Here is a 17,927-nt window from a genome sequence, read left to right as displayed (position 1 = left end):
GAGACCTCGACTACTCCGAGACCTCGTCGCGGATCTCATCGACGGCAACCATGACGGTGCGGGCACGCCGCGTCGAGATGACGTCGAGCACGATCCCGATCACGGCACCCAGCACGACACCGGCCGGGATGCCGTAGAGGCAGAAGTACAGGAACGACGCAAGAAACCCGACCGCCGGATCCGACGGGAACAGGCTGGTCGCGATCAGGGTGCCGAGCATTCCGACGACGGCGCCGAGGACCAGAAACACACCGATCTTCGGGGCACGGCGGATGCGGACTTCGGAACTCACAGGCCCATTCTCTCCCAGTGCAGCGGCAGGTTGTCCGCGAGCGTCGCCCGTGACCCGGATGCCGTGACCCGTCCGGCCGCGACCGCGACATCCCAGTCCAGGGTGCCGGTCGCGAGCGCGAGCCAGGTGGCCGCATCCATCTCCACAACGTTCGGTGGGGTGCCGCGGGTGTGCCGGGGGCCGTCGATCGCCTGCACTGCGCCGAAGGGCGGCACTCGAACTTCGACCGTATGTCCCTCGGCCTCTTCGGCTAACTGCTCGAGCAGATATCGGGATGCCATCGCCATCGTGTCGCGATCGTCGGCCCCGGCGAGCACAGCGCGCACGGCGGCGTCGCCGTCAGCACCGTCGATCCGGCGGCGGGGCGTCATGCGCTGACGGTGCGACGACGCCGAACCGCGATGACGAGAGCGGCCACTCCCGCAAGCACGACGACGACGCCTCCACCAATCACCGGGAGCAACCATCCGGGCGGGCTGCCGATGGTCGCGCCGACGAGGTCGCAGTCGCCGACGTCAAGGTGAGCCGAGATCGGATCGAACGCGGTGCCAGCCGGGTAGTCGGGAAAGGCCGCGAACCCTGCGGCGGTCAACGCGGTCGGGGCGTCGACGATCGAGATCACGCCGTCGACCGGGGTTAGGTTCTGCCCGCTGAGGTCGATCGACACGAACTCGGCGCCCCGCACGTCGATCTGGTCGCCCTCCATCGACGGACCCGAGACGTCGAGCACGAGAACCGCGTCGGAGGGGCTGCGCACCAGGAGCACCGGGTGAGAGATCGTGGTGTCGAGCACGCCGCCGTGGCCGGTGAACTCCACGGAACCGGGGAAGTCGACCACACCCTTCGCGGTACTCGGATCGAGGTTTCCCTGGGTCGAGGACCACCCGAACGTCGCGTTCGCATAGGTCGCGCCGCCGGCCTCGGTCCACTCGCCGTTCGCGATCGTACTGTCGATGTAGGCGCGGAACGACTCCTTGAAGCCCCAACTCAGCTGAGCCGTCGAGACGACGCAGCCCTGCGACAACGACTCCGCGGCGAGGGATGTCGTTGCCGGTGCGAGCGCGAGGGTCGCGGCCAGCAGCAGGGCGGGGAGGGCGCGGCGCATGCCCCCATCTTGCCTCGCTAGTCTGACCAGGTGCGCATCCTCATCCTGGGTTCCGGAGCGCGGGAGCACGCGATCGTCGATGCGTTGTTGGCCGAAGACGCCGGGCACGAGATCGTCGTGGCTCCCGGGAATGCGGGAATCGCGGCTCAGGTGGAAACCCTCGCGATGGATCCAACCGACGGAGTGCTGGTCGCCGACTACGCCCGGGACCATCGCATCGACCTTGTCGTCGTGGGGCCCGAAGCCCCCCTGGTCGCCGGTGTTGCCGATCCGATTCGCCGGCACGGCATCCCGGTCTTCGGCCCCGATCGGGCCGCTGCGGCGCTTGAGGGTTCGAAGGCTTTCGCGAAGCGGATCATGGAAGCGGCGGGCGTGCCGACCGGCCGTTCGGTGCACGCGAGCGCTCTCGACGAGGTCGCGGCGGCACTCGACGACCTCGGGGCACCGCACGTCGTCAAGGCCGACGGGCTCGCGGCGGGTAAGGGCGTGATCGTCACCGACGATCGCGATGCCGCCCTCTCCCACGCCGAGCACTACCTGCAGCAGGGCGGGGTGCTGATCGAGGAGTTCCTCTCCGGCCCCGAGGTGTCGCTGTTCTTCTTCGCGGACGGGCACGACGTGCTGCCGCTCAGCCCCGCCCAGGATTACAAGCGCGTCGGCGATGGCGACACCGGCGCGAACACCGGAGGCATGGGTGCCTACTCCCCCCTTCCGTGGCTCGACCACGACTTCGGATCGGAGGCGGCATTCGTCGACGAGGTGCGGCGCACGATCGCGCTTCCCACCATCCGTGCGCTCGAGGCCGAAGGCACGCCGTTTCGCGGACTCCTCTACTGCGGACTCGTGCTCACCCCCCAGGGCATCCGGGTGATCGAGTTCAACGCGCGCTTCGGCGACCCTGAGACGCAGGTCGTTTTGCCTCGCCTACGCACGCCGCTGTCTGAGCTGTTGCTCGCCTCGGCCGAAGGACGACTCGGCGGGATGCCCGATCCTGAGTTCTCCGACGACGTGTCGGTCATCGTGGTGCTGGCCAGCGAGGGGTACCCCGAAAACCCGCTCACCGGGCGCGAACTCTCCGGCGTCGGCGCCCCGCTGCCGGCCGGGGTCACTATCACCCATGCCGCGACCGCGCGGGTTGGCGACCGTCTGCTCACGACCGGCGGGCGCGTGCTTGGCGTCGTGGCGACCGGCACCGCCTTCGCGACGGCACGAGCGGCGGCGTACACGGCTTTGGATGGCATCGGACTTGAGGGCGGTCACTACCGCCACGACATCGCAGAGAGGGTCAGCTGATTATCGGAGACTCCCGGCTCGAAGCGCTCGGCTGGCACCACGTGTATTCCGGCAAGGTGCGCGACCTGTACGAGTCGAGCGCGCATCCCGATCGGTTGCTGGTCGTGGCGAGCGATCGAGTGAGCGCGTTTGACCACATCCTGTCGCCCGGAATCCCCGGGAAGGGCGCCCTCCTGACCCAACTCACCCTGTGGTGGTTCGGCCGACTGGGCGAGCCGACGCATCTCGCCGGCGGACACCCGTCACTCGGGGAACACCTCCCCGACCAGATCGCCCCCCGCACGATGCTCGTGCACCGACTCGAGATGTACCCGATCGAGTGCGTCGTGCGGGGCTACCTCGCGGGGTCGGGCTGGGCCGAGTACCAGGTCTCGGGATCGGTCTGCGGCATCCCGCTGCCCGAGGGGCTTCGCGAGGGCGACCAACTGCCGGAACCCATCTTCACGCCCGCGTTCAAAGCACCGATGGGCGAACACGACGAGAACATCACCTTCGAGCGGATGGCCGAGATCGTCGGCGATGCGGATGCCGTGATGCTGCGCGACGCGAGCTTGCGAATCTTCGAAACGGCATCCGATATCGCTGCCGAGCGTGGGGTGCTGCTTGCCGACAGCAAGTTCGAGTTCGGCCGCGAACCGTCGACCGGCGGCGCGGTTCTCGCCGACGAGGTCTTGACCAGTGACTCGAGCAGGTATTGGGATGCCGAGACCTACGCCGCCGGAGGTGCGAACCGGCTGGACAGCTTCGACAAGCAGATCGTGCGCGACTGGCTGGCCGCCCACTGGGACAAGACCGGTGAGCCGCCCGAGCTGCCTGCCGAGATCGTGGAGCGCACCGTCGCTCGATATCAAGAACTCGTCGACCGGTTTCTGACGGACCACTAGTGACCGTTGAGATTCGCGAGGTCACTTGGGACAACCCCGACAGCGCCCGGCTGCGCGCCGCCCAACAGGCCGAGATCTCGGCGCGGTACGGCGGCGACTCGGAGCCCGGACCCAAGCCGTCGGCGGCTGACATCACGGTGTTCTTCGTCGCCTATGACGGAGAGACTCCGGTCGGCTGCGGTGGACTGCGCGCCCTCGACTCCCGGCACGGCGAACTGAAGCGGATGTACGTCGTGCCCGACCACCGAGGTACCGGGGTCTCGACGGCGATCCTGCGTCACCTTGAGGCCGATGCCCGCACCCGCGGCTGGGAGCGTCTCGTGCTGGAAACGGGCGAAGAACAGCCGGATGCCGTGCGCTTCTACGAGCGGGAGGGCTACACCTCCATCCCGCTGTTCGGGTACTACGTCGGGTCACCCCAGTCGCTCTGCTACGAGAAGCGGTTGTAGGGCATGCCCGCCGCACTCACGACGTTGTACCTGGCGTGACTACTGATCTGCTCGCCGCTGATACCGCCATGGGCGCGGTGACGCTCAACGTCGGCGACCTCGACGCGATGACCGCCTACTACCGGGATGGCATCGGGCTTCAGGTACTCAGCGCCGACGGCCCGCGCGTCGTGCTCGGTCGGGGAACGCGGCCGGTCGTCGTGCTCGAGCACTCTCCCGAACTGAAGCACGCCTCGCCCCACTCCGCGGGGCTCTTCCACACCGCGATCCTGTTCGACAGCGAAGCCGCGCTGGCTGCGGCCGTCTACTCGGTGGCCCAGCGGCATCCCGCAACTTTCACGGGCTCAAGCGATCACCTCGTCAGCAAGGCGTTCTACTTCGACGACCCCGAGGGCAACGGCGTCGAACTGTACTGGGACCGCGACCGCTCCGAGTGGAGTTGGGTGCACGGGTCGATCGAGATGTCGACCCTGTACCTCGACCCGAACGCGTTCCTGAACGAGAACCTCACCGAGGAAGGTCTAGCCGGCCCGGGCCTCGGGGATGCGGCCGTCGGCCACGTGCACCTCTCGGTCGGCGACGTCGAGTCGGCCCGCGAGTTCTATGTCGACCGCCTCGGCTTCGAAAGCACCATCGAGATGCCCGGATCCGCGCTGTTCGTGAGCGCCGGCGGCTACCACCACCACATGGCGATGAACGTCTGGAACAGCCGAGGAGCGGGCCGCCGGCAGCGCACCCTGGGGCTCGGGCGAATCGACATCGTCGTGCCCGGCTCCGACGATCTCGGTGCGTTGACCGAACGGATGACTCACCACGGCATCCCGACTCGGGATGACGGGCAGACCCTGGAATTCGATGACCCGTGGGCGAATCTGATTACGGTCACCACGGCGTCGTAGTCAATCCCCGCAGGTAGCGTGGCGGCATGCGTTCGTCGCGGTCGGCATCCCTGATCCTTGTGGTCGGTGTCGCCGTCCTCGCGGGCTGCGCGGTGCGGCCTGTGACGCTCGCACAACCCCTGCCGCCTCCGGCGCCGAGCCCGTCACCCACCGTGTCGGCGCAGTCGATCGCGGCGAGCGAGGAACTCATCGAGTCGCTGGTTGATCCTGCGGGCCCAGGATGTTCGGCCGCGGTCGCGTTCACCGGCAATGTGGTGTGGGCGGGAGCGGCCGGACTTGCCAATCTCGCCACCGGCACTCCCGACACGACCTCGACCCGTTTCGACATCGCATCCGTCTCGAAACAGTTCACGGCGACCGCGATCCTGATGCTGCAGCGACAGGGGCTGCTCTCACTCAGCGATCCGATCGCGGAGTACGTCGACGGGCTGCCGGCCTGGGGGCAGACGATCACGCTCGACCAGCTCATGCACCACACCAGTCACATCCCCGACTACTGGATCGAACTCGATCGCCAGGGGATCGGCTTCTCGGACGCCGCAGATCAGACGAAAACCGTTCGAGCGATCGCCCGCACGAAACTCACTCCGGGGACGGGCTACGAGTACTCCAACTCCAACTACGTGCTGCTCGCCGAAGTCGTGGGACGAGTGAGTGGTCAGCCGCTTCCGCAATTCCTCGCCGACAACATCTTCACACCGCTTGCACTTGACATGGTGGTCAGTCCGACCCTGCACGCGCCCGACATCGCGCTGTCGTACGACGACGACCTCAGTCTTCAGGAGGGCGGTTGGACCGCCTACGGCCACACCGGGATCATCACGACGCCGAGCGAACTCGCGCGGTGGGGCGACCAATACCGTTCGAGCGACATCATCCAACGCGACTACACGGTGGGCGCCTCCTACGAGGGGGCCGGCGAGTACTACGGCGCCGGCATCGACCTCGAAGTGGATGGCGACCTCAACCACAACGGACGCTGGGGCGGCTACCGCACGGCCTTCACCGTCTCGAGCGACCGCAAAACCGTTGTCGTGGTGATGTGCAACGGGCACCTCTCGCCGCTCTTTCCCATCGCCGACGCGTTGTGGAAGATCTGGGACCCGACCGACCCCGAAGCGGCCACGGGCGACCCCGCCGGGCATCCCGAGGGCTAAGGGCTTAGCGGGGAACAGCTACCAACTGGATCGAGCCGGGTTCGGGCCTCAGCCCCACCCGAACGCTGGAATGCGCTCGCGCGTGCAGCATCGCCGACTCGATGCCGGCCAGAGGGTGCACATCGCCGACCATGGTCGCGAGTTTGGCGGACTCTGGCCGCTCCAAGAACCGCACGGCCTGAAGCAGATGCTCGGGAGCGTAGTTGTGGACACCGCGGATGGTCAGCATCCGTCGCACCACCTGCTCGGGGTCGACCGAAACCGTCGAGGTCGGAGCCACGCTGCCGACCAGCACGAGGACCGCGCCGATATCCGCGGCGCCGAGCAACGACTGGACTGCCGACGGCGACCCGGAGAGTTCGAGGGCGATCGTGTAGCCCGCCCGACCGGCCGGGATCTTGCGTAACGCCTGCTGGAGGCCGTCCGCCGTTCCGTCGCCCACCGCAGAGGCGCCGAACTCGCGGGCCGATTCGCGCCGGTCGCGGTCGGGGTCGGTCGCGATGACCGTCGCCCCCTCGGCGACCGACGCGACGACGGCGGTGAGGCCGAGCATGCCGCAGCCCGAGATCGCAACGACGGCCCCCTGCAGCGAACGGATGGCGCGGACCGCAGCGAGCGCGGCCATCACAGTTGCGGTCGAGCATGACGCGGGAGCGAGCAACTCCGCCGGCGCTTCCTCGTCGACGACGACGATCGGTGTGCGCGCCCGAAGGTGTACGTGGGAGGCGAAACCTCCCGAAAGTTCCCAGCCGCGCGCCATCCGTGCGTGGCCGTATTTCTGCAGGTTGATGCACTTCTGAAAGAGCCCGACGCGGCAGTATCTGCACCGACCGCAGTCGATGGCGACGCTCCAGACGACTCGTTGGCCCACCCTGACCTCGAGCCCGTCGACGGTGTGCGGCGCGCGCCCAGGTCCGACCGCAACGACACGACCGACCTGCTCGTGTCCGAGCACGAGCGGCAACGGCGAGGTTCTGCTGCCCTGCACGGTGTGCACGTCGGAGCCGCAGATTGTCGCGAGTTCGACCGCGACGATAGCCTCGCCGTGCGCGAGAACCACCTCGGGAACCGCCACCGCCTCGAACGGTACGCCGACTCCGCGGAACACCCGTGCCTCCATCGGACCCGTCACGTGGACCCCGGTCTCGCGGGTCATCGGGATGGTCATAGCAGTTCAGCCGGAAGGTCGGCCACCGAGGCGATCACGACATCCGCTCCAGCCGCGCGCAACGCCTCCTCGGTACGCGAACCGGTCAGCACGCCGACGACCAGACCGGCGCCGGACGCTCGGCCAGCGCCGGCATCCGACTCGGTGTCGCCCACGCAGACCATCGCCGCGACCGACGACGTTTTCGTGCGAATCAGCGCCGTCAGGTTGAGGTCCGGCGCCGGACGACCCCGGCCGACGTCGGCAGGCGTCAACACGGCGTCAACGAGATCTGTCCACTTCAGGGCGCGCAGGATGCCGTCCGCAGTCTGGTGCGAGAACCCCGTCGTGAAGGCGATCTTCAGGCCAGCGGCGCGGAGGGAGCGGATGGTCTCCTCGGCTCCGGGAATCGCCTCACAGCGACCCTCGTCGATCAGCTCGCGATAGGCGCCCTCGAACGCGCGGTTGATCGCTTGCGCGGTCGTTTCGTCGGCGATTGCGCGAAAGACCTCGATCTTCGACTGCCCCATCGTGGCGCGCACGTGGGCAATCGCAGCCGAGCGGCCGTCGTCGGTGGACGTGACACGGTCCCACGCCCGAGTGAAAGCCTCCTCGACAAGCCCGTCGTCGATGACGGTGGTACCGGCGAGGTCGAGCACGACGAGTTCGTAGGCGTTCAAGGCGTTCCTCCGTGGGTTGAGCCGAAGAGCTGATCGACGACAGTGGCGGCCAGGCCCAGGCCGGTCGTCATCCCGATTCCTGTCGTCACCGAGACGACGCGCACGCCGTCGGTCGGAGCCGCGATCAGGAAATCCTCGGGCGCCTGCGCGTAGACGCCCTGCCATCGCTGCCGCACGCGCGTCGGCCGCCCGAACAGGGCGGCCGTCAGACGCTGGAGTAGTTCGAAGGCCGCCTCATCTTGAAAGGGCTCGATCGCCGCACCCCGGTAGTGCGTGTCGCCGACGATGAGCGTGCCGTCGGGTCGCTCGGTGTACATCTGATTGACGTCGCGGTCGAAAAGCTCGGGGCTCTCGCGGAGGTACCGCTCGCGCACCGCCGTCGCCGACGGCATCGTCGAGAACGCTGAGTAGCGCAGCATCGAGCTTCCGGTCAGCAGCGGCACCTGCAACCCCACCCCGTCGGCGAGCAGCATGTCCAGCCCGCAGCGGATCACCCCGTGTTCTTCGGCGAGCGCGGGGAACAACTGATCGACGTCGAAGTTCACGCACGCGACGACCGCCTCCGCACGAATTTCACCGCGGCTGGTGTGCAGCACTCCCGACTCGACGCCGGTGGCCGCGGTGCGCCAGCGAAACTCGACTCCTCGCGCCGCCAGGTACCGCGCGACTGCGGGCGCGGCCTCACGCGGGTCGACCTGCAGATCCCCCGCGCGCAGCATTCCGCCGACGGCGCCGACAACCGGGGCTCGTTCGCTCACCTGCGCGGGAGTGAGCAGGTCGCCCGACCCGGCCTCCTCGAGGACGGCCAGCTCGTCGTCTGCCCTGGCGACGATGAGCGAGCCGCTCTCGCGGAGCCAGAACCCGGCGCGGTCGGCGAGCGTGCGCCAGATCCCGTTGGCGCGACGGGCGTATTCGTCGGCGACCCCGGTGTGCACCGTCGTGCCGATGTGCCCGAAGTTGCGTACCGACGACCCGAGGATCGCGGTTGTCCGATCGACGACCACGACCTTCAACCCGCGCTCGACCGCCGCGGCCGCGTGCCCGAGTCCGACGATGCCCGCGCCGACGACCGCTAGGTCGAATTCATCCCCCGCCATGACGCGCTCTCCTACTTCAGCGCCCGACGGATGCCAATGGCAACGGCTTCGATCACGATGACGAGCAGCGTGATCAGGATGATGAACATCGACGCCTGTGCGTAGTTCGACACGCGCAGCGAATCGATCAGGAACAGGCCGATCCCGCCGCCACCGACGATCCCGAGGAGGGTGGCCGCGCGCACGTTCTGTTCGAGCATGTACAGCAGGTGGCTGACGAAGGCCGGAATACTCATCGGGACCGTGGAGGCGAAGTACACCTGCGGACGGGTCGCACCGAGTGCGGAGATCGCGCGCTCCGGCCCGTTCGGCACCTCCTCGAGGGAGTCGGCGATCAGCTTGCCGAGCAGCCCGACGCCGCCGATTGCCAACGCGAGGGTGCCGGCCTGCGCACCGAGGCCCGTGACGATCACGAAGATGATGGCCAGGATCAGTTCGGGCACCCCGCGGGTGACCAGCAGCAGCACTCGGAAGCCGTTGCGCACGTAACGGTTGGGGGCGACGTTGCGGGCGGCGAGCGAGCCGATCACGATCGACAGGATCGCCGACATGAGAGTCGCCGCAAACGCGACCTGGAAGGTGACGAACACCGCGTTGACGACCTGCTCGGGCGAGTAGATGCCGAAAGTTGGCGGCCAGAGGTTGTCTTTTTTGAGGAGGATCGGCAGGTTTCCCCAGAAGGTGAGCAGGTCGCTCCACTTTGCCTGAGACGCCACAAAGCTGCCGACGATCACCAGTGCCGCGACCCAGACCGCCACCCGAGAGGCCATCCGCTCCCCGGTCCACGGTCGCTTCATCGACGCCTGGATGGCGACGGCGCGGGCCTCGGTCGAGCCGGGTTTCGTGATCGCGACGGCGATCTTCGTCGACCGCTTCGCCGCGGCGCGCACCATCGTGTCACCGATGCCGTTGCCGATCGGCCGCACGCCGAGCATGCGCGAGCGAACGATCGACGACACGACCTCGAACAGGATGCAGAGCACGATGATCATCAGCACGATCGGGAACGCCCGACGGTAGTTGAGGACGTGGATCGCGTTGGAGAGTTCGAGTCCGAGGCCAGCGACACCGACGTACCCGAGGATCACCGTTTCACGAAGGTTGATGTCGGCGCGGTGGAGGCCGACCGCGATCCAGGCCGGCAGCGCCTGCGGCACGACGCCCGACCAGAATTCCTGAGCCTTAGAACCACCGGTCGACCGGATCGCCAATCGCGGCCCCTCATCGATCTGCTCGATCGCATCCGCCATCATCTTCGAGATCATCCCGATCGAATGCAGGAAGAACGCCAGGATGCCGGGCAGTGGCCCGAGCGAGAACAGGAACACAAAGATGCTCGCGAAGGCCACTGCCGGAATCGCACGGGCCACGATGCCGAGGGCGCGGCAGATCACCAAGACGACAGCGTGTGGGGTCGTGTTGCGGGCCGCGCCGTAAGCGATCGGGATCGACACCAGAAAGGCGAGGAACGTGCCGGCGATCACGATGCCGATCGTCGAGGCGATCGCAGCCAGGATGCTCCAGACCGGCGCCCAGCCATCGGACACGAGGGTTGCCGAGTCGCGGTCGTAGTGCCACCCCGGCCACGCCCACGGCAGCGTGCGCGCGACGAACTGGGGGATGTTGTTGAGGCTTCCGATGATCTCGGGGAGCGAGAAGCCCAAGCCACCGATCGACAGCACCCCGAGCACGACGAGCGACGCCAGCACCGCCACCGACGCGATCGTGGCTGGCTTCGGCGCCGGGCGTTTCACCGCCGCGACGCGGTCCGCGAGTTTCAACTCGCGGTCGCGCTCGACGAGTGTCACCGCGCGTCCTCGTCTCGTTCGCGATCCTTCTTCTGCAAGTCGTCCTTCTGCAGTTCTTCGGAGAGCAGGGCATCGCGCACTTCGGACAGCTCCTGCTCGATGGCCTGCAGTTCGCGCGTCGTCGTCGCGACCCGGCCATAGATCTCCATGACTTGGTCGCGCGTGAGGCCGTCAGTCGTCGTGTCGAGCACGACCTGACCGGCGCGTAGACCGATGATGCGGTCGCCCCAGCCGAGCGCGAGTTCAACTTGGTGCAGGCTGCAGACCACGGTGAGACCCCGCTCAGCGGCGATCTCGCGGATGAGCGACATCACCTGGCTGCTCGACTCGGGGTCGAGCGAGGCGACCGGCTCATCGGCAAGCAGGATCTCGGGGTCCTGCATGAGGGCGCGCGCGATCGCGACGCGTTGCTGTTGGCCACCAGACAGGGTGTCGGCGCGCTGGTAAGCACGCTCGAGGAGCCCGACGCGATCGAGATGACCGAGCGCCTTGAGCCGCAACGCCCTCGGGTAAGTCCAGATGCCGATTCGCGGACCGCGCAGCGTCGACAGCGACCCGGTCAGCACGTTCTCGAGAACCGTGAGCGGGCCGACGATCTCGAACTGCTGGAAGATGAAGCCGATCCGACCTCGCAGCGCTCGGAGGGCAGTGCCTCGAAGTGCGGGCACCTCCTCACCGAGCGCACGAACCGAACCACTCGACGGCAGTTCGAGACCGTCGATGTGTCGCAGGAGTGTCGACTTGCCGGAGCCGGAGAGCCCCAGCAAGACGACCACTTCCCCCCGACGAACCGTCAGCGACACCCCCGAGAGTGCGGCATCCGCCGCGCCCGGGTAGAACTTCCCGAGGTCGGTGATTTCCACAACGGTGATGTCGCTGACGGTCATGTCAGTTCTCCGATCTGCCGAGCCCGGAGGCTACTGGCAGGCCTCGACGCTCGGAAGCGACTTGCACAGGTCACGGATCTGGTCGTAGTACGAGTCGTCGACCGGCTTGGTTCCGGCGAACCACTCCTTGGCGGCACTCTCATCGGCGACCACGACACCCGCGGCGATCATGTCGTCCATGGTCGTGTTCGACAGCTTCGAGACGAGGGCGTTGATGACCGACTTCGGAAGCGCGTTGGAGTAGACAATCGGTGCGCCGGGAACCAGCTGGCGATCGATCTCGATGACGTCACCAGCCGCGATCGCCGGGTCGGCGACTGCGTCTTCGGCGAAGCCGGCCTCACACTCGGTGCCTGCAGCGATCTTTGCCTCGGAGGCGTCGTGCTTGCCCGCAAAGACCGGGGTGACGTCGGTGGCCGGGTCGACCCCGGCAGCGAGCAGCGCCTTGCTCGGGAAGAGGTAACCCGAGGTCGAGGTCTGCGACACGAAGCAGATGTTGTGACCGGCAAAGTCGGCGAGAGTCTTGATGCCCGACTTCGGGTTGGCCATCGCGACCGAGAAGTAGCCCGGGTCGGTGAGGTCGCCGGTCAGCTGACCGGCGAAGGGCGTGATCTTGGCGCCGTTCTTGGTGGCGTTGTAGTACGTGAACGCCGAGAATGCGGCGACGTCGATCTTGCCGGCGATGGACGCCTCGATCAGCGCGGTGTAGTCGGCGGCCTCGAAGAATTCGACCTTCTTGCCGGTGATGATCGAGATGTAGTCGCCGAGCGGCTGCCAGTTGTTCTGGGTTGACTCGGTGTCGGGGACGACACCGAAGACGAGAGTGCCGGAATCACCCGAAGCGTAGGTGCCTTCGTCGGCCGCGGGCGAACTACCGCCGGCCGGGGTGGAACATGCTGCGAGGCCCGCGATCAGCAGCGCGGAGGCCGCAATACTCGCGAGGCGGAGGGACTTCTTCATGCGGGTAAAACCTTTCGTTGGCCGAGCTGGGCGGCTCGGCGCTGAAGATCAGGACGCGCCCGAAATTAGGCGCGTCGAGTGAACGGGCGCACAACGGGTGGAGACGTCGAGGAAACCCCGCGACGACGCACAGGCGCGTTGGCGTGCAGAATGTCTGAATGACTCGCGCGTACGCCGTGCTTCTCGCGCCCGTCGTGTTCGTTCAAGCGGCAAGGTTGCGCCGCGCGCCCCTGCTTCCGGAACCGCCCGGGGACCGCACCGGCGGCAAGGGCAAACTACGGCTCGTCGTCGTGGGCGACTCGACCGCTGTGGGCACCGGTGCCGAGACGGTCGAGGATGCCATCCCCGGTCGCCTCGGAAAGCTTCTGGGTGCGCGCTGGCGGGCTGTCGGGCGCAACGGTGCCACCTCGGCTGACGTGTTGCGCGACTTCGCCGACGACGCGGCGGGTGGGCCGGCTGACGTCGCGGTGATCTTGGTCGGCTGGAATGACGCTCTCAAACTGCGGTCGGGTGCGGCCTACGCCCGCGACCTCGGCGCTCTCGTCGACCGGCTCCAGGCGGTCAGCCCCGAAGGTCAGGTTGTCGTCGTCGGCCCTCCCGCGTTCGCCGACTTCGCGGTGCTCCCTCAACCGCTCCGGATGGCATTGGCCTCGCACGCCGCCGACCTTGCCGCGGTTGCCGAACGCGTCGCCGACGAACACGGCGCCCGCTTCGCGCCCGGCTTCGATGGCAAATCGGTCGCCTCCGACGGCTTCCACCCCGATGGTGACGGCTACGCCGGGATGTCCGCCGCGATCGCCCGCGCCCTCGCGTTGTGAATCGTCGCCTGATCGGAGTCACCGGGGCGCCGGGGTCAGGCAAGAGCACCTACGCCGCAGCAGAATTGCAGCGGCGGAAAGCGTCCGGCATTCGCGCCGCCGTGCTGGCGATGGACGGCTTTCACCTGCCGCAGGCCGAGCTCACCCGCCTCAGTCGTCGCGATCGGATGGGCGCGTCTGACACCTTCGATGTCGACTCATTCGTCGCAACGCTCCAAGTCCTGCGCGCGCATCAGCCGGTTTCCGCACCAGGATTCAACCGTGACACTGAAGAGCCGGTGCCGGGCGCGATCACGATCGGCTCCGACATCCAGCTCGTGATCGTCGAAGGCAACTACCTGCTGCTCGATCACGGCGGCTGGGAGCAGGTGCGCCCGTTGCTCGACGAGGTCGTGTTTCTCACCCTTGACGACTCCGTGCGGCGAGCGCGGCTGATTGCCCGCCACATCGCGTTCGGCAAGACGCCGGCCGCCGCCGAAGCCTGGGTCAAACGCGTCGACGAACCGAACGCGCGACTCATCGCCGCCACGGCATCCCGCGCCGACCGCATCCTCGCGTCACCGTAAGCTGAGGGCATCCACCCACCCCTTCTGGAGGGAATGCCGTGCCCACGATCGTCGTCGAGGTCATGCCCAAGGCGGAGCTTCTCGACCCGGCCGGTAAGGCCGTCGCCGGAGCGCTCCGTCGCGAGGGCGGTAGCCCGTTCACCGACGTGCGCATCGGCAAGCGCTTCGAGTTGACGGTCGAGGGTGACGTCACGGATGCCGTACTCGCTCAGGCTCACCAGCTTGCGGACGAGATGCTGAGCAACTCCGTCATCGAGAACGTCGTCAAGGTCTACGTCTTCGAGGAAACTCCCGCGTGAAGATTGGTGTCGTCACCTTCCCGGGATCGCTGGACGATCGGGATGCCCTCCGCGCGGCACGCCTCGCGGGGGCCGAGCCGGTCGCCCTGTGGCACGGCGACCACGACCTGAAGGGTGTGGATGCGATCGTCCTGCCCGGCGGCTTTTCGTACGGCGACTACCTGCGGTGTGGTGCGATCGCCGCCCGGTCGCCGATCATGAGCGAAGTAGTCGCGGCGGCGAACTCCGGGATGCCGGTGCTCGGAATCTGCAACGGGTTCCAGATCCTGGTGGAGGCGCACCTGCTGCCCGGCGGCCTGATCCGCAACGACCACGGGGACTTCGTCTGCCGCGACCAGAAGCTGCGTGTCGAGAGCACCTCCACCGCCTGGACGTCGGGATTCACCGAAGGTCAAGAGATCACCGTCCCCCTGAAGAACGGTGAGGGCGGGTTCATCGCGGATGCCGAGACCCTCAAGCGTCTCGAGGGTGACGGACTGGTCGCCTTCCGGTACCTGGGCCTCAATCCCAACGGTTCGCTCGACGACATCGCCGGCCTGCGCAACGAGGCCGGCAACGTCGTCGGCCTGATGCCGCATCCCGAGCACGCATCGGAACCGGGATTCGGACCCGACACCCCGTCGGCGATGCGGTCGGGAGTGGACGGCCTCACTTTCTTCACCAGCGTCTTGCAGCACGCATTGGCTCGCGCGTAAGTTTCGGCCATGGGCAAGCTCTTCGTCACCATGTTTTCGACACTCGACGGGGTGATGCAGGGTCCCGGTGGCCCAGGCGAAGACACCGAGGGTGGCTTTACTCAGAGCGGTTGGCAGGCGCCGTTCGCTAACGACGGGTCAGGCGCCATCATTCTCGAGTCGATTCTCGCGATGGATGCTCTTCTGATCGGCCGCAAGACCTACGACATCTGGGTGAATCACTGGCCCCAAGCGCGGGACGCGATCGGTGACCACTTCAACCGCATCCCGAAGTACGTGGCGTCTCGCACCCTGAACGACCCCACCTGGAGCGGGACGACTGTCCTGCGCGACGTTCCGCGCGCGGTCGCCGAACTGAAGGCAGCCCACGGTGAAACCCGGGTGTGGGGCAGTGGCGAGTTGCTGACCGCCCTCCTCGGGCACGACCTCGTCGACCAGATCGACCTCTTCGTCTACCCGGTCGTGCTGGGGTCGGGAAAGCGAGTGTTCCGCGACGGAACGCTTCCTGCGGCCTTCGAGCTCCTGGGCGATCCCCGGGGATTCTCGGGTGGGAGCGTTCTGCAGAGCTACCGTCGCGCGGGCAACCCCGCCTACGGCTCGATGTCGGACTGAGCGGCACCCGCGCGTAAGGCAGCACGGTCTACGATGACCGGATGTCGCCGAGACCTGATCGCCGTGCTCGCCGAGACCGCCTGAAATTCGCCTCGCTCCGCGAGAGCGTCGCGGAACGACTGTGGCCTCTCCCGGTTGCCGCCGTCATCGTTGCCGTCATTCTCGGCATCCTGATTCCCCTAATCGACGACCGCGCCGACGCGGGCCTGGTGGCGCCGTGGGGCGCAGCGCTATTCTCCGGCGGGCCCGAGGCCGCACGTGCTGTGCTCTCGGCAGTCGCCGGCTCGTTGATCGCGGCCACGACGCTCACCTTCTCACTCACCGTGGTTGCCCTGCAGCTCGCGAGCAGCCAGGCATCCCCGCGCGTGCTTCGGATGTTCGCGCGCGATCCCGTCGTGCATCGCACTCTCGCCGTGTTTCTGGGGACCTTCGCCTTCTCGCTCACGGTGCTGCGAACCGTGAGGAACGCCGGCGATGACCCCGCCGCGGTTCCGCGCATCGCGATCACTCTCGCCTTCGTGCTGACGCTGACCAGCGTCGTGATGCTCGTGCTTTTCCTCGCGCACCTGGCTCGGCAGATTCGCATCGAAACCGTGCTGCGCGACGTTCACGAAGAGACCGACGCGACGATTGCCCTGGTCGCGAGCACCGATGAGACGAATCGCGACGCTCAGATCGCAATGGCGGTGCCCGAACGCTCCGACCGCGCTGCTCCCGTTCCAGCTCCGCGCTCCGGGTTCCTCACCGCATCCGATCGAGAGCGCTTGGTCTCGGTCGCTGTCCGGCACGACCTCGTGATCGAAGAGGCGCGTGCGATCGGAGCGAACCTCGTCGAAGGGACCCCGGTGGCCTTCTGGTGGCCGAGGGACGACGCCCGTCAGATCCCTGACGAGGCAACGATCGCCGCCGAAATCGGGCGCGCCTTCTCTATCGGATACGAACGCACTCCCACGCAAGACATCGGATTCGGCTTGCGTCAACTCGCCGACATCGCCCTGCGTGGCGTCTCACCGGGCGTTAACGATCCGACGACGGCCGTGCATGCCCTCGGGCACACGGCCGCGGTGCTCTGCGATCTGGCTCGCCTCCCCGAGCAGGCTCCCGTGCTCACCGGCGCCGATAACGTCGCCCGGGTCATCGTGCGCACCCACGAGTTCGCGGCGCTGCTCGAGCTCGGCGTGGGTCAGGTGCGACGTTACGGACGCGGCGACCCCGATGTGGTCACCCGGCTCTACCAGCTGCTGCGCGAGGTTGCCTACCGCGCCCTCCGGGATCCCGACCGGGAGGCGGTCATTGCTCAACGCGCACGACTAGATGACAGCGTCGCCGGGGTGGATTACGACGAGGTCGAGCGGAGTCGGTTCTCCGCGATGTCAGCAGCGGTCGACGCCGCGGCCGCCGGCCGCTGGGACTGACACGAGCCCGCGACGAGCCGTCGGTAGAATCGGAGCGATGATCGACTCGGTTGAGAACGCTGCCGCCACTCCCGAGCGAGAGCAGCCGTACGCGGCACTCGGATTGAAGACCGACGAGTACGCGAAGATCCGCGACATCCTGGGCCGTCGTCCCACCTCGGGTGAACTCGCCATGTACTCGGTGATGTGGAGTGAGCACTGCTCCTACAAGTCGTCGTCGATCCACCTTGGCCGCCTCCCGACCGAGGCGCCGCACGTGCTGGTGGGTCCGGGGGAGGGCGCCGGCGTGGTCGACTGCGGCAACGGGGTGGCGCTGGCCGTGCGCATCGAGTCGCACAACCACCCGAGCGCCATCGAGCCCTACCAGGGGGCCGCCACCGGCGTCGGCGGGATCCTGCGCGACATCTTCTCCATGGGCGCCCGCCCCATCGCCGTGATGGACCCGCTCCGCTTCGGTCCGCTCGAGGACCCTCGGAGCCGGTGGATCGCCGAAGGCGTGGTGGCCGGGATCAGCGGCTACGGCAACGCCGTCGGCGTCCCCACCGTCGGGGGTGAGCTGGTGGTCGATCCCTGCTATGCCGGCAACCCCCTCGTCAACGTGCTGGCCCTCGGCCTGATGCCGGTCGAGCGGCTGGTCCTGGCCCGGGCCAGCGGCGAGGGGAACCTGGCGGTCCTCCTCGGCTCGACCACCGGCCGTGACGGGATCGGCGGGGTCAGCGTCCTGGCCAGCTCCGGCTTCTCGGCCGACCAGGAGCGGGAGTCGGCCAAGCGGCCCAACGTGCAGGTGGGCGACCCGTTCGAGGAGAAGCGGCTGATCGAGGCGTGCCTTGAGCTGCTGGAGCGGAACCTGGCCGTCGGCGTGCA

The 17,927-nt window shown here is 67.6% G+C and carries 21 protein-coding genes; 12 read left to right on the top strand and 9 right to left on the bottom strand.

Translation table 11 applies throughout. From position 1 onward, the window contains the following. Positions 1-10: 10 nt before the first annotated feature. The 3 genes from ABIR17_RS05145 to ABIR17_RS05135 are packed head-to-tail and all read right to left on the bottom strand — an operon-like array spanning position 11 to position 1,397. Positions 11-292, bottom strand: coding sequence for a hypothetical protein (locus ABIR17_RS05145; RefSeq protein ID WP_348003298.1), 282 nt, complete (start codon positions 290-292; stop codon positions 11-13). After that, a complete protein-coding gene (locus tag ABIR17_RS05140) occupies positions 289-663 on the bottom strand; it encodes a sterol carrier family protein (protein ID WP_348003297.1) in 375 nt (124 codons plus the stop codon). Before ABIR17_RS05140 ends, ABIR17_RS05145 begins: the two co-directional genes overlap by 4 nt. Further along, positions 660-1,397 (bottom strand): HtaA domain-containing protein, encoded by a 738-nt coding sequence (locus tag ABIR17_RS05135; RefSeq protein WP_348003296.1) that lies wholly within the window; start codon positions 1,395-1,397, stop codon positions 660-662. The genes ABIR17_RS05140 and ABIR17_RS05135 overlap by 4 nt, the downstream gene beginning before the upstream one ends. Before the next feature lie 30 nt (positions 1,398-1,427). Here ABIR17_RS05135 and purD point away from each other — a divergent pair, with 30 nt between their 5' ends. The 5 genes from purD to ABIR17_RS05110 all read left to right on the top strand — a co-directional run bounded on the left by purD (position 1,428) and on the right by ABIR17_RS05110 (position 6,079). Beyond that, entirely contained in the window at positions 1,428-2,690 is a 1,263-nt protein-coding gene (purD, locus tag ABIR17_RS05130; protein WP_348003295.1) for a phosphoribosylamine--glycine ligase, read from the top strand. Further along, positions 2,687-3,574 (top strand): phosphoribosylaminoimidazolesuccinocarboxamide synthase, encoded by an 888-nt coding sequence (locus ABIR17_RS05125; RefSeq protein WP_348003463.1) that lies wholly within the window; start codon positions 2,687-2,689, stop codon positions 3,572-3,574. Before purD ends, ABIR17_RS05125 begins: the two co-directional genes overlap by 4 nt. Further along, the gene (locus tag ABIR17_RS05120; protein ID WP_348003294.1) at positions 3,574-4,023 is read left to right on the top strand and encodes a GNAT family N-acetyltransferase; all 450 of its coding nucleotides are present in this window, start codon (positions 3,574-3,576) and stop codon (positions 4,021-4,023) included. Before ABIR17_RS05125 ends, ABIR17_RS05120 begins: the two co-directional genes overlap by 1 nt. 68 nt (positions 4,024-4,091) lie before the next feature. Then, positions 4,092-4,922 (top strand): VOC family protein, encoded by an 831-nt coding sequence (locus ABIR17_RS05115; protein WP_348003462.1) that lies wholly within the window; start codon positions 4,092-4,094, stop codon positions 4,920-4,922. Positions 4,923-4,948: 26 nt separating this feature from the next. After that, a complete protein-coding gene (locus ABIR17_RS05110; RefSeq protein ID WP_348003293.1) occupies positions 4,949-6,079 on the top strand; it encodes a serine hydrolase domain-containing protein in 1,131 nt (376 codons plus the stop codon). A 4-nt stretch (positions 6,080-6,083) separates the two neighbouring features. On the opposite strand, the gene ABIR17_RS05105 is transcribed toward ABIR17_RS05110, so the two are convergent. From ABIR17_RS05105 to phnD, 6 genes are read right to left on the bottom strand one after another with little or no spacing between them, the layout of a single operon-like run. After that, on the bottom strand, positions 6,084-7,235 hold the full coding sequence (locus ABIR17_RS05105; protein ID WP_348003292.1) for a zinc-binding dehydrogenase: 1,152 nt from the start codon (positions 7,233-7,235) through the stop codon (positions 6,084-6,086). An 8-nt stretch (positions 7,236-7,243) separates the two neighbouring features. Further along, a complete protein-coding gene (locus ABIR17_RS05100; RefSeq protein ID WP_348003291.1) occupies positions 7,244-7,906 on the bottom strand; it encodes a phosphonatase-like hydrolase in 663 nt (220 codons plus the stop codon). After that, positions 7,903-9,003 (bottom strand): TIGR03364 family FAD-dependent oxidoreductase, encoded by a 1,101-nt coding sequence (locus ABIR17_RS05095; RefSeq protein WP_348003290.1) that lies wholly within the window; start codon positions 9,001-9,003, stop codon positions 7,903-7,905. The genes ABIR17_RS05100 and ABIR17_RS05095 overlap by 4 nt, the downstream gene beginning before the upstream one ends. Before the next feature lie 11 nt (positions 9,004-9,014). After that, positions 9,015-10,811 carry an ABC transporter permease subunit gene (locus tag ABIR17_RS05090; RefSeq protein ID WP_348003289.1) on the bottom strand — a complete coding sequence of 599 codons (1,797 nt, stop codon included), beginning with the start codon at positions 10,809-10,811 and terminating at the stop codon, positions 9,015-9,017. Continuing rightward, on the bottom strand, positions 10,808-11,698 hold the full coding sequence (gene phnC, locus ABIR17_RS05085; RefSeq protein ID WP_348003288.1) for a phosphonate ABC transporter ATP-binding protein: 891 nt from the start codon (positions 11,696-11,698) through the stop codon (positions 10,808-10,810). Before phnC ends, ABIR17_RS05090 begins: the two co-directional genes overlap by 4 nt. A 30-nt stretch (positions 11,699-11,728) precedes the next feature. Continuing rightward, positions 11,729-12,658, bottom strand: coding sequence for a phosphate/phosphite/phosphonate ABC transporter substrate-binding protein (phnD, locus tag ABIR17_RS05080; RefSeq protein ID WP_348003287.1), 930 nt, complete (start codon positions 12,656-12,658; stop codon positions 11,729-11,731). 158 nt (positions 12,659-12,816) lie between these two features. On the opposite strand from phnD, the gene ABIR17_RS05075 reads away from it, so the two are divergent. From ABIR17_RS05075 to ABIR17_RS05045, 7 genes are all read left to right on the top strand, one after another. Then, entirely contained in the window at positions 12,817-13,476 is a 660-nt protein-coding gene (locus ABIR17_RS05075) for an SGNH/GDSL hydrolase family protein (protein WP_348003286.1), read from the top strand. Then, a complete protein-coding gene (locus tag ABIR17_RS05070) occupies positions 13,473-14,042 on the top strand; it encodes a nucleoside/nucleotide kinase family protein (RefSeq protein ID WP_348003285.1) in 570 nt (189 codons plus the stop codon). Before ABIR17_RS05075 ends, ABIR17_RS05070 begins: the two co-directional genes overlap by 4 nt. A gap of 38 nt (positions 14,043-14,080) precedes the next feature. Further along, complete coding sequence (purS, locus tag ABIR17_RS05065; RefSeq protein ID WP_348003284.1) at positions 14,081-14,341, top strand: phosphoribosylformylglycinamidine synthase subunit PurS; 261 nt, start codon at positions 14,081-14,083, stop codon at positions 14,339-14,341. Further along, positions 14,338-15,036 carry a phosphoribosylformylglycinamidine synthase subunit PurQ gene (gene purQ / locus ABIR17_RS05060; protein WP_348003283.1) on the top strand — a complete coding sequence of 233 codons (699 nt, stop codon included), beginning with the start codon at positions 14,338-14,340 and terminating at the stop codon, positions 15,034-15,036. The genes purS and purQ overlap by 4 nt, the downstream gene beginning before the upstream one ends. 9 nt (positions 15,037-15,045) lie before the next feature. Beyond that, positions 15,046-15,648 (top strand): dihydrofolate reductase family protein, encoded by a 603-nt coding sequence (locus tag ABIR17_RS05055; RefSeq protein WP_348003282.1) that lies wholly within the window; start codon positions 15,046-15,048, stop codon positions 15,646-15,648. A gap of 41 nt (positions 15,649-15,689) precedes the next feature. Further along, complete coding sequence (locus ABIR17_RS05050; protein WP_348003281.1) at positions 15,690-17,063, top strand: DUF2254 domain-containing protein; 1,374 nt, start codon at positions 15,690-15,692, stop codon at positions 17,061-17,063. Between the two features lie 37 nt (positions 17,064-17,100). After that, positions 17,101-17,927, top strand: an 827-nt coding sequence (locus ABIR17_RS05045) for an AIR synthase related protein (protein WP_348003280.1), incomplete at its 3' end; no start/stop codon positions are given.

Origin of the sequence: Pseudolysinimonas sp. (assembly GCF_039912695.1) — a bacterium.
Lineage (GTDB): Bacteria > Actinomycetota > Actinomycetes > Actinomycetales > Microbacteriaceae > Pseudolysinimonas_A.
Note: the sequence above shows the minus strand (reverse complement) of the source record. Positions and strands in the feature narration are given on the sequence as shown.

Excerpts from the sequence above, each read along its gene's own strand:
- phnD (WP_348003287.1), bottom strand. The coding sequence starts at position 12,658 with ATGAAGAAGTCCCTCCGCCTCGCGAGTATTGCGGCCTCCGCGCTGCTG.
- phnC (WP_348003288.1), bottom strand. The coding sequence starts at position 11,698 with ATGACCGTCAGCGACATCACCGTTGTGGAAATCACCGACCTCGGGAAG.
- ABIR17_RS05135 (WP_348003296.1), bottom strand. The coding sequence starts at position 1,397 with ATGCGCCGCGCCCTCCCCGCCCTGCTGCTGGCCGCGACCCTCGCGCTC.
- ABIR17_RS05140 (WP_348003297.1), bottom strand. The coding sequence starts at position 663 with ATGACGCCCCGCCGCCGGATCGACGGTGCTGACGGCGACGCCGCCGTG.
- ABIR17_RS05105 (WP_348003292.1), bottom strand. The coding sequence starts at position 7,235 with ATGACCCGCGAGACCGGGGTCCACGTGACGGGTCCGATGGAGGCACGG.
- ABIR17_RS05055 (WP_348003282.1), top strand. The coding sequence starts at position 15,046 with ATGGGCAAGCTCTTCGTCACCATGTTTTCGACACTCGACGGGGTGATG.
- ABIR17_RS05115 (WP_348003462.1), top strand. The coding sequence starts at position 4,092 with ATGGGCGCGGTGACGCTCAACGTCGGCGACCTCGACGCGATGACCGCC.
- ABIR17_RS05110 (WP_348003293.1), top strand. The coding sequence starts at position 4,949 with ATGCGTTCGTCGCGGTCGGCATCCCTGATCCTTGTGGTCGGTGTCGCC.
- ABIR17_RS05050 (WP_348003281.1), top strand. The coding sequence starts at position 15,690 with ATGTCGCCGAGACCTGATCGCCGTGCTCGCCGAGACCGCCTGAAATTC.
- ABIR17_RS05075 (WP_348003286.1), top strand. The coding sequence starts at position 12,817 with ATGACTCGCGCGTACGCCGTGCTTCTCGCGCCCGTCGTGTTCGTTCAA.
- ABIR17_RS05095 (WP_348003290.1), bottom strand. The coding sequence starts at position 9,003 with ATGGCGGGGGATGAATTCGACCTAGCGGTCGTCGGCGCGGGCATCGTC.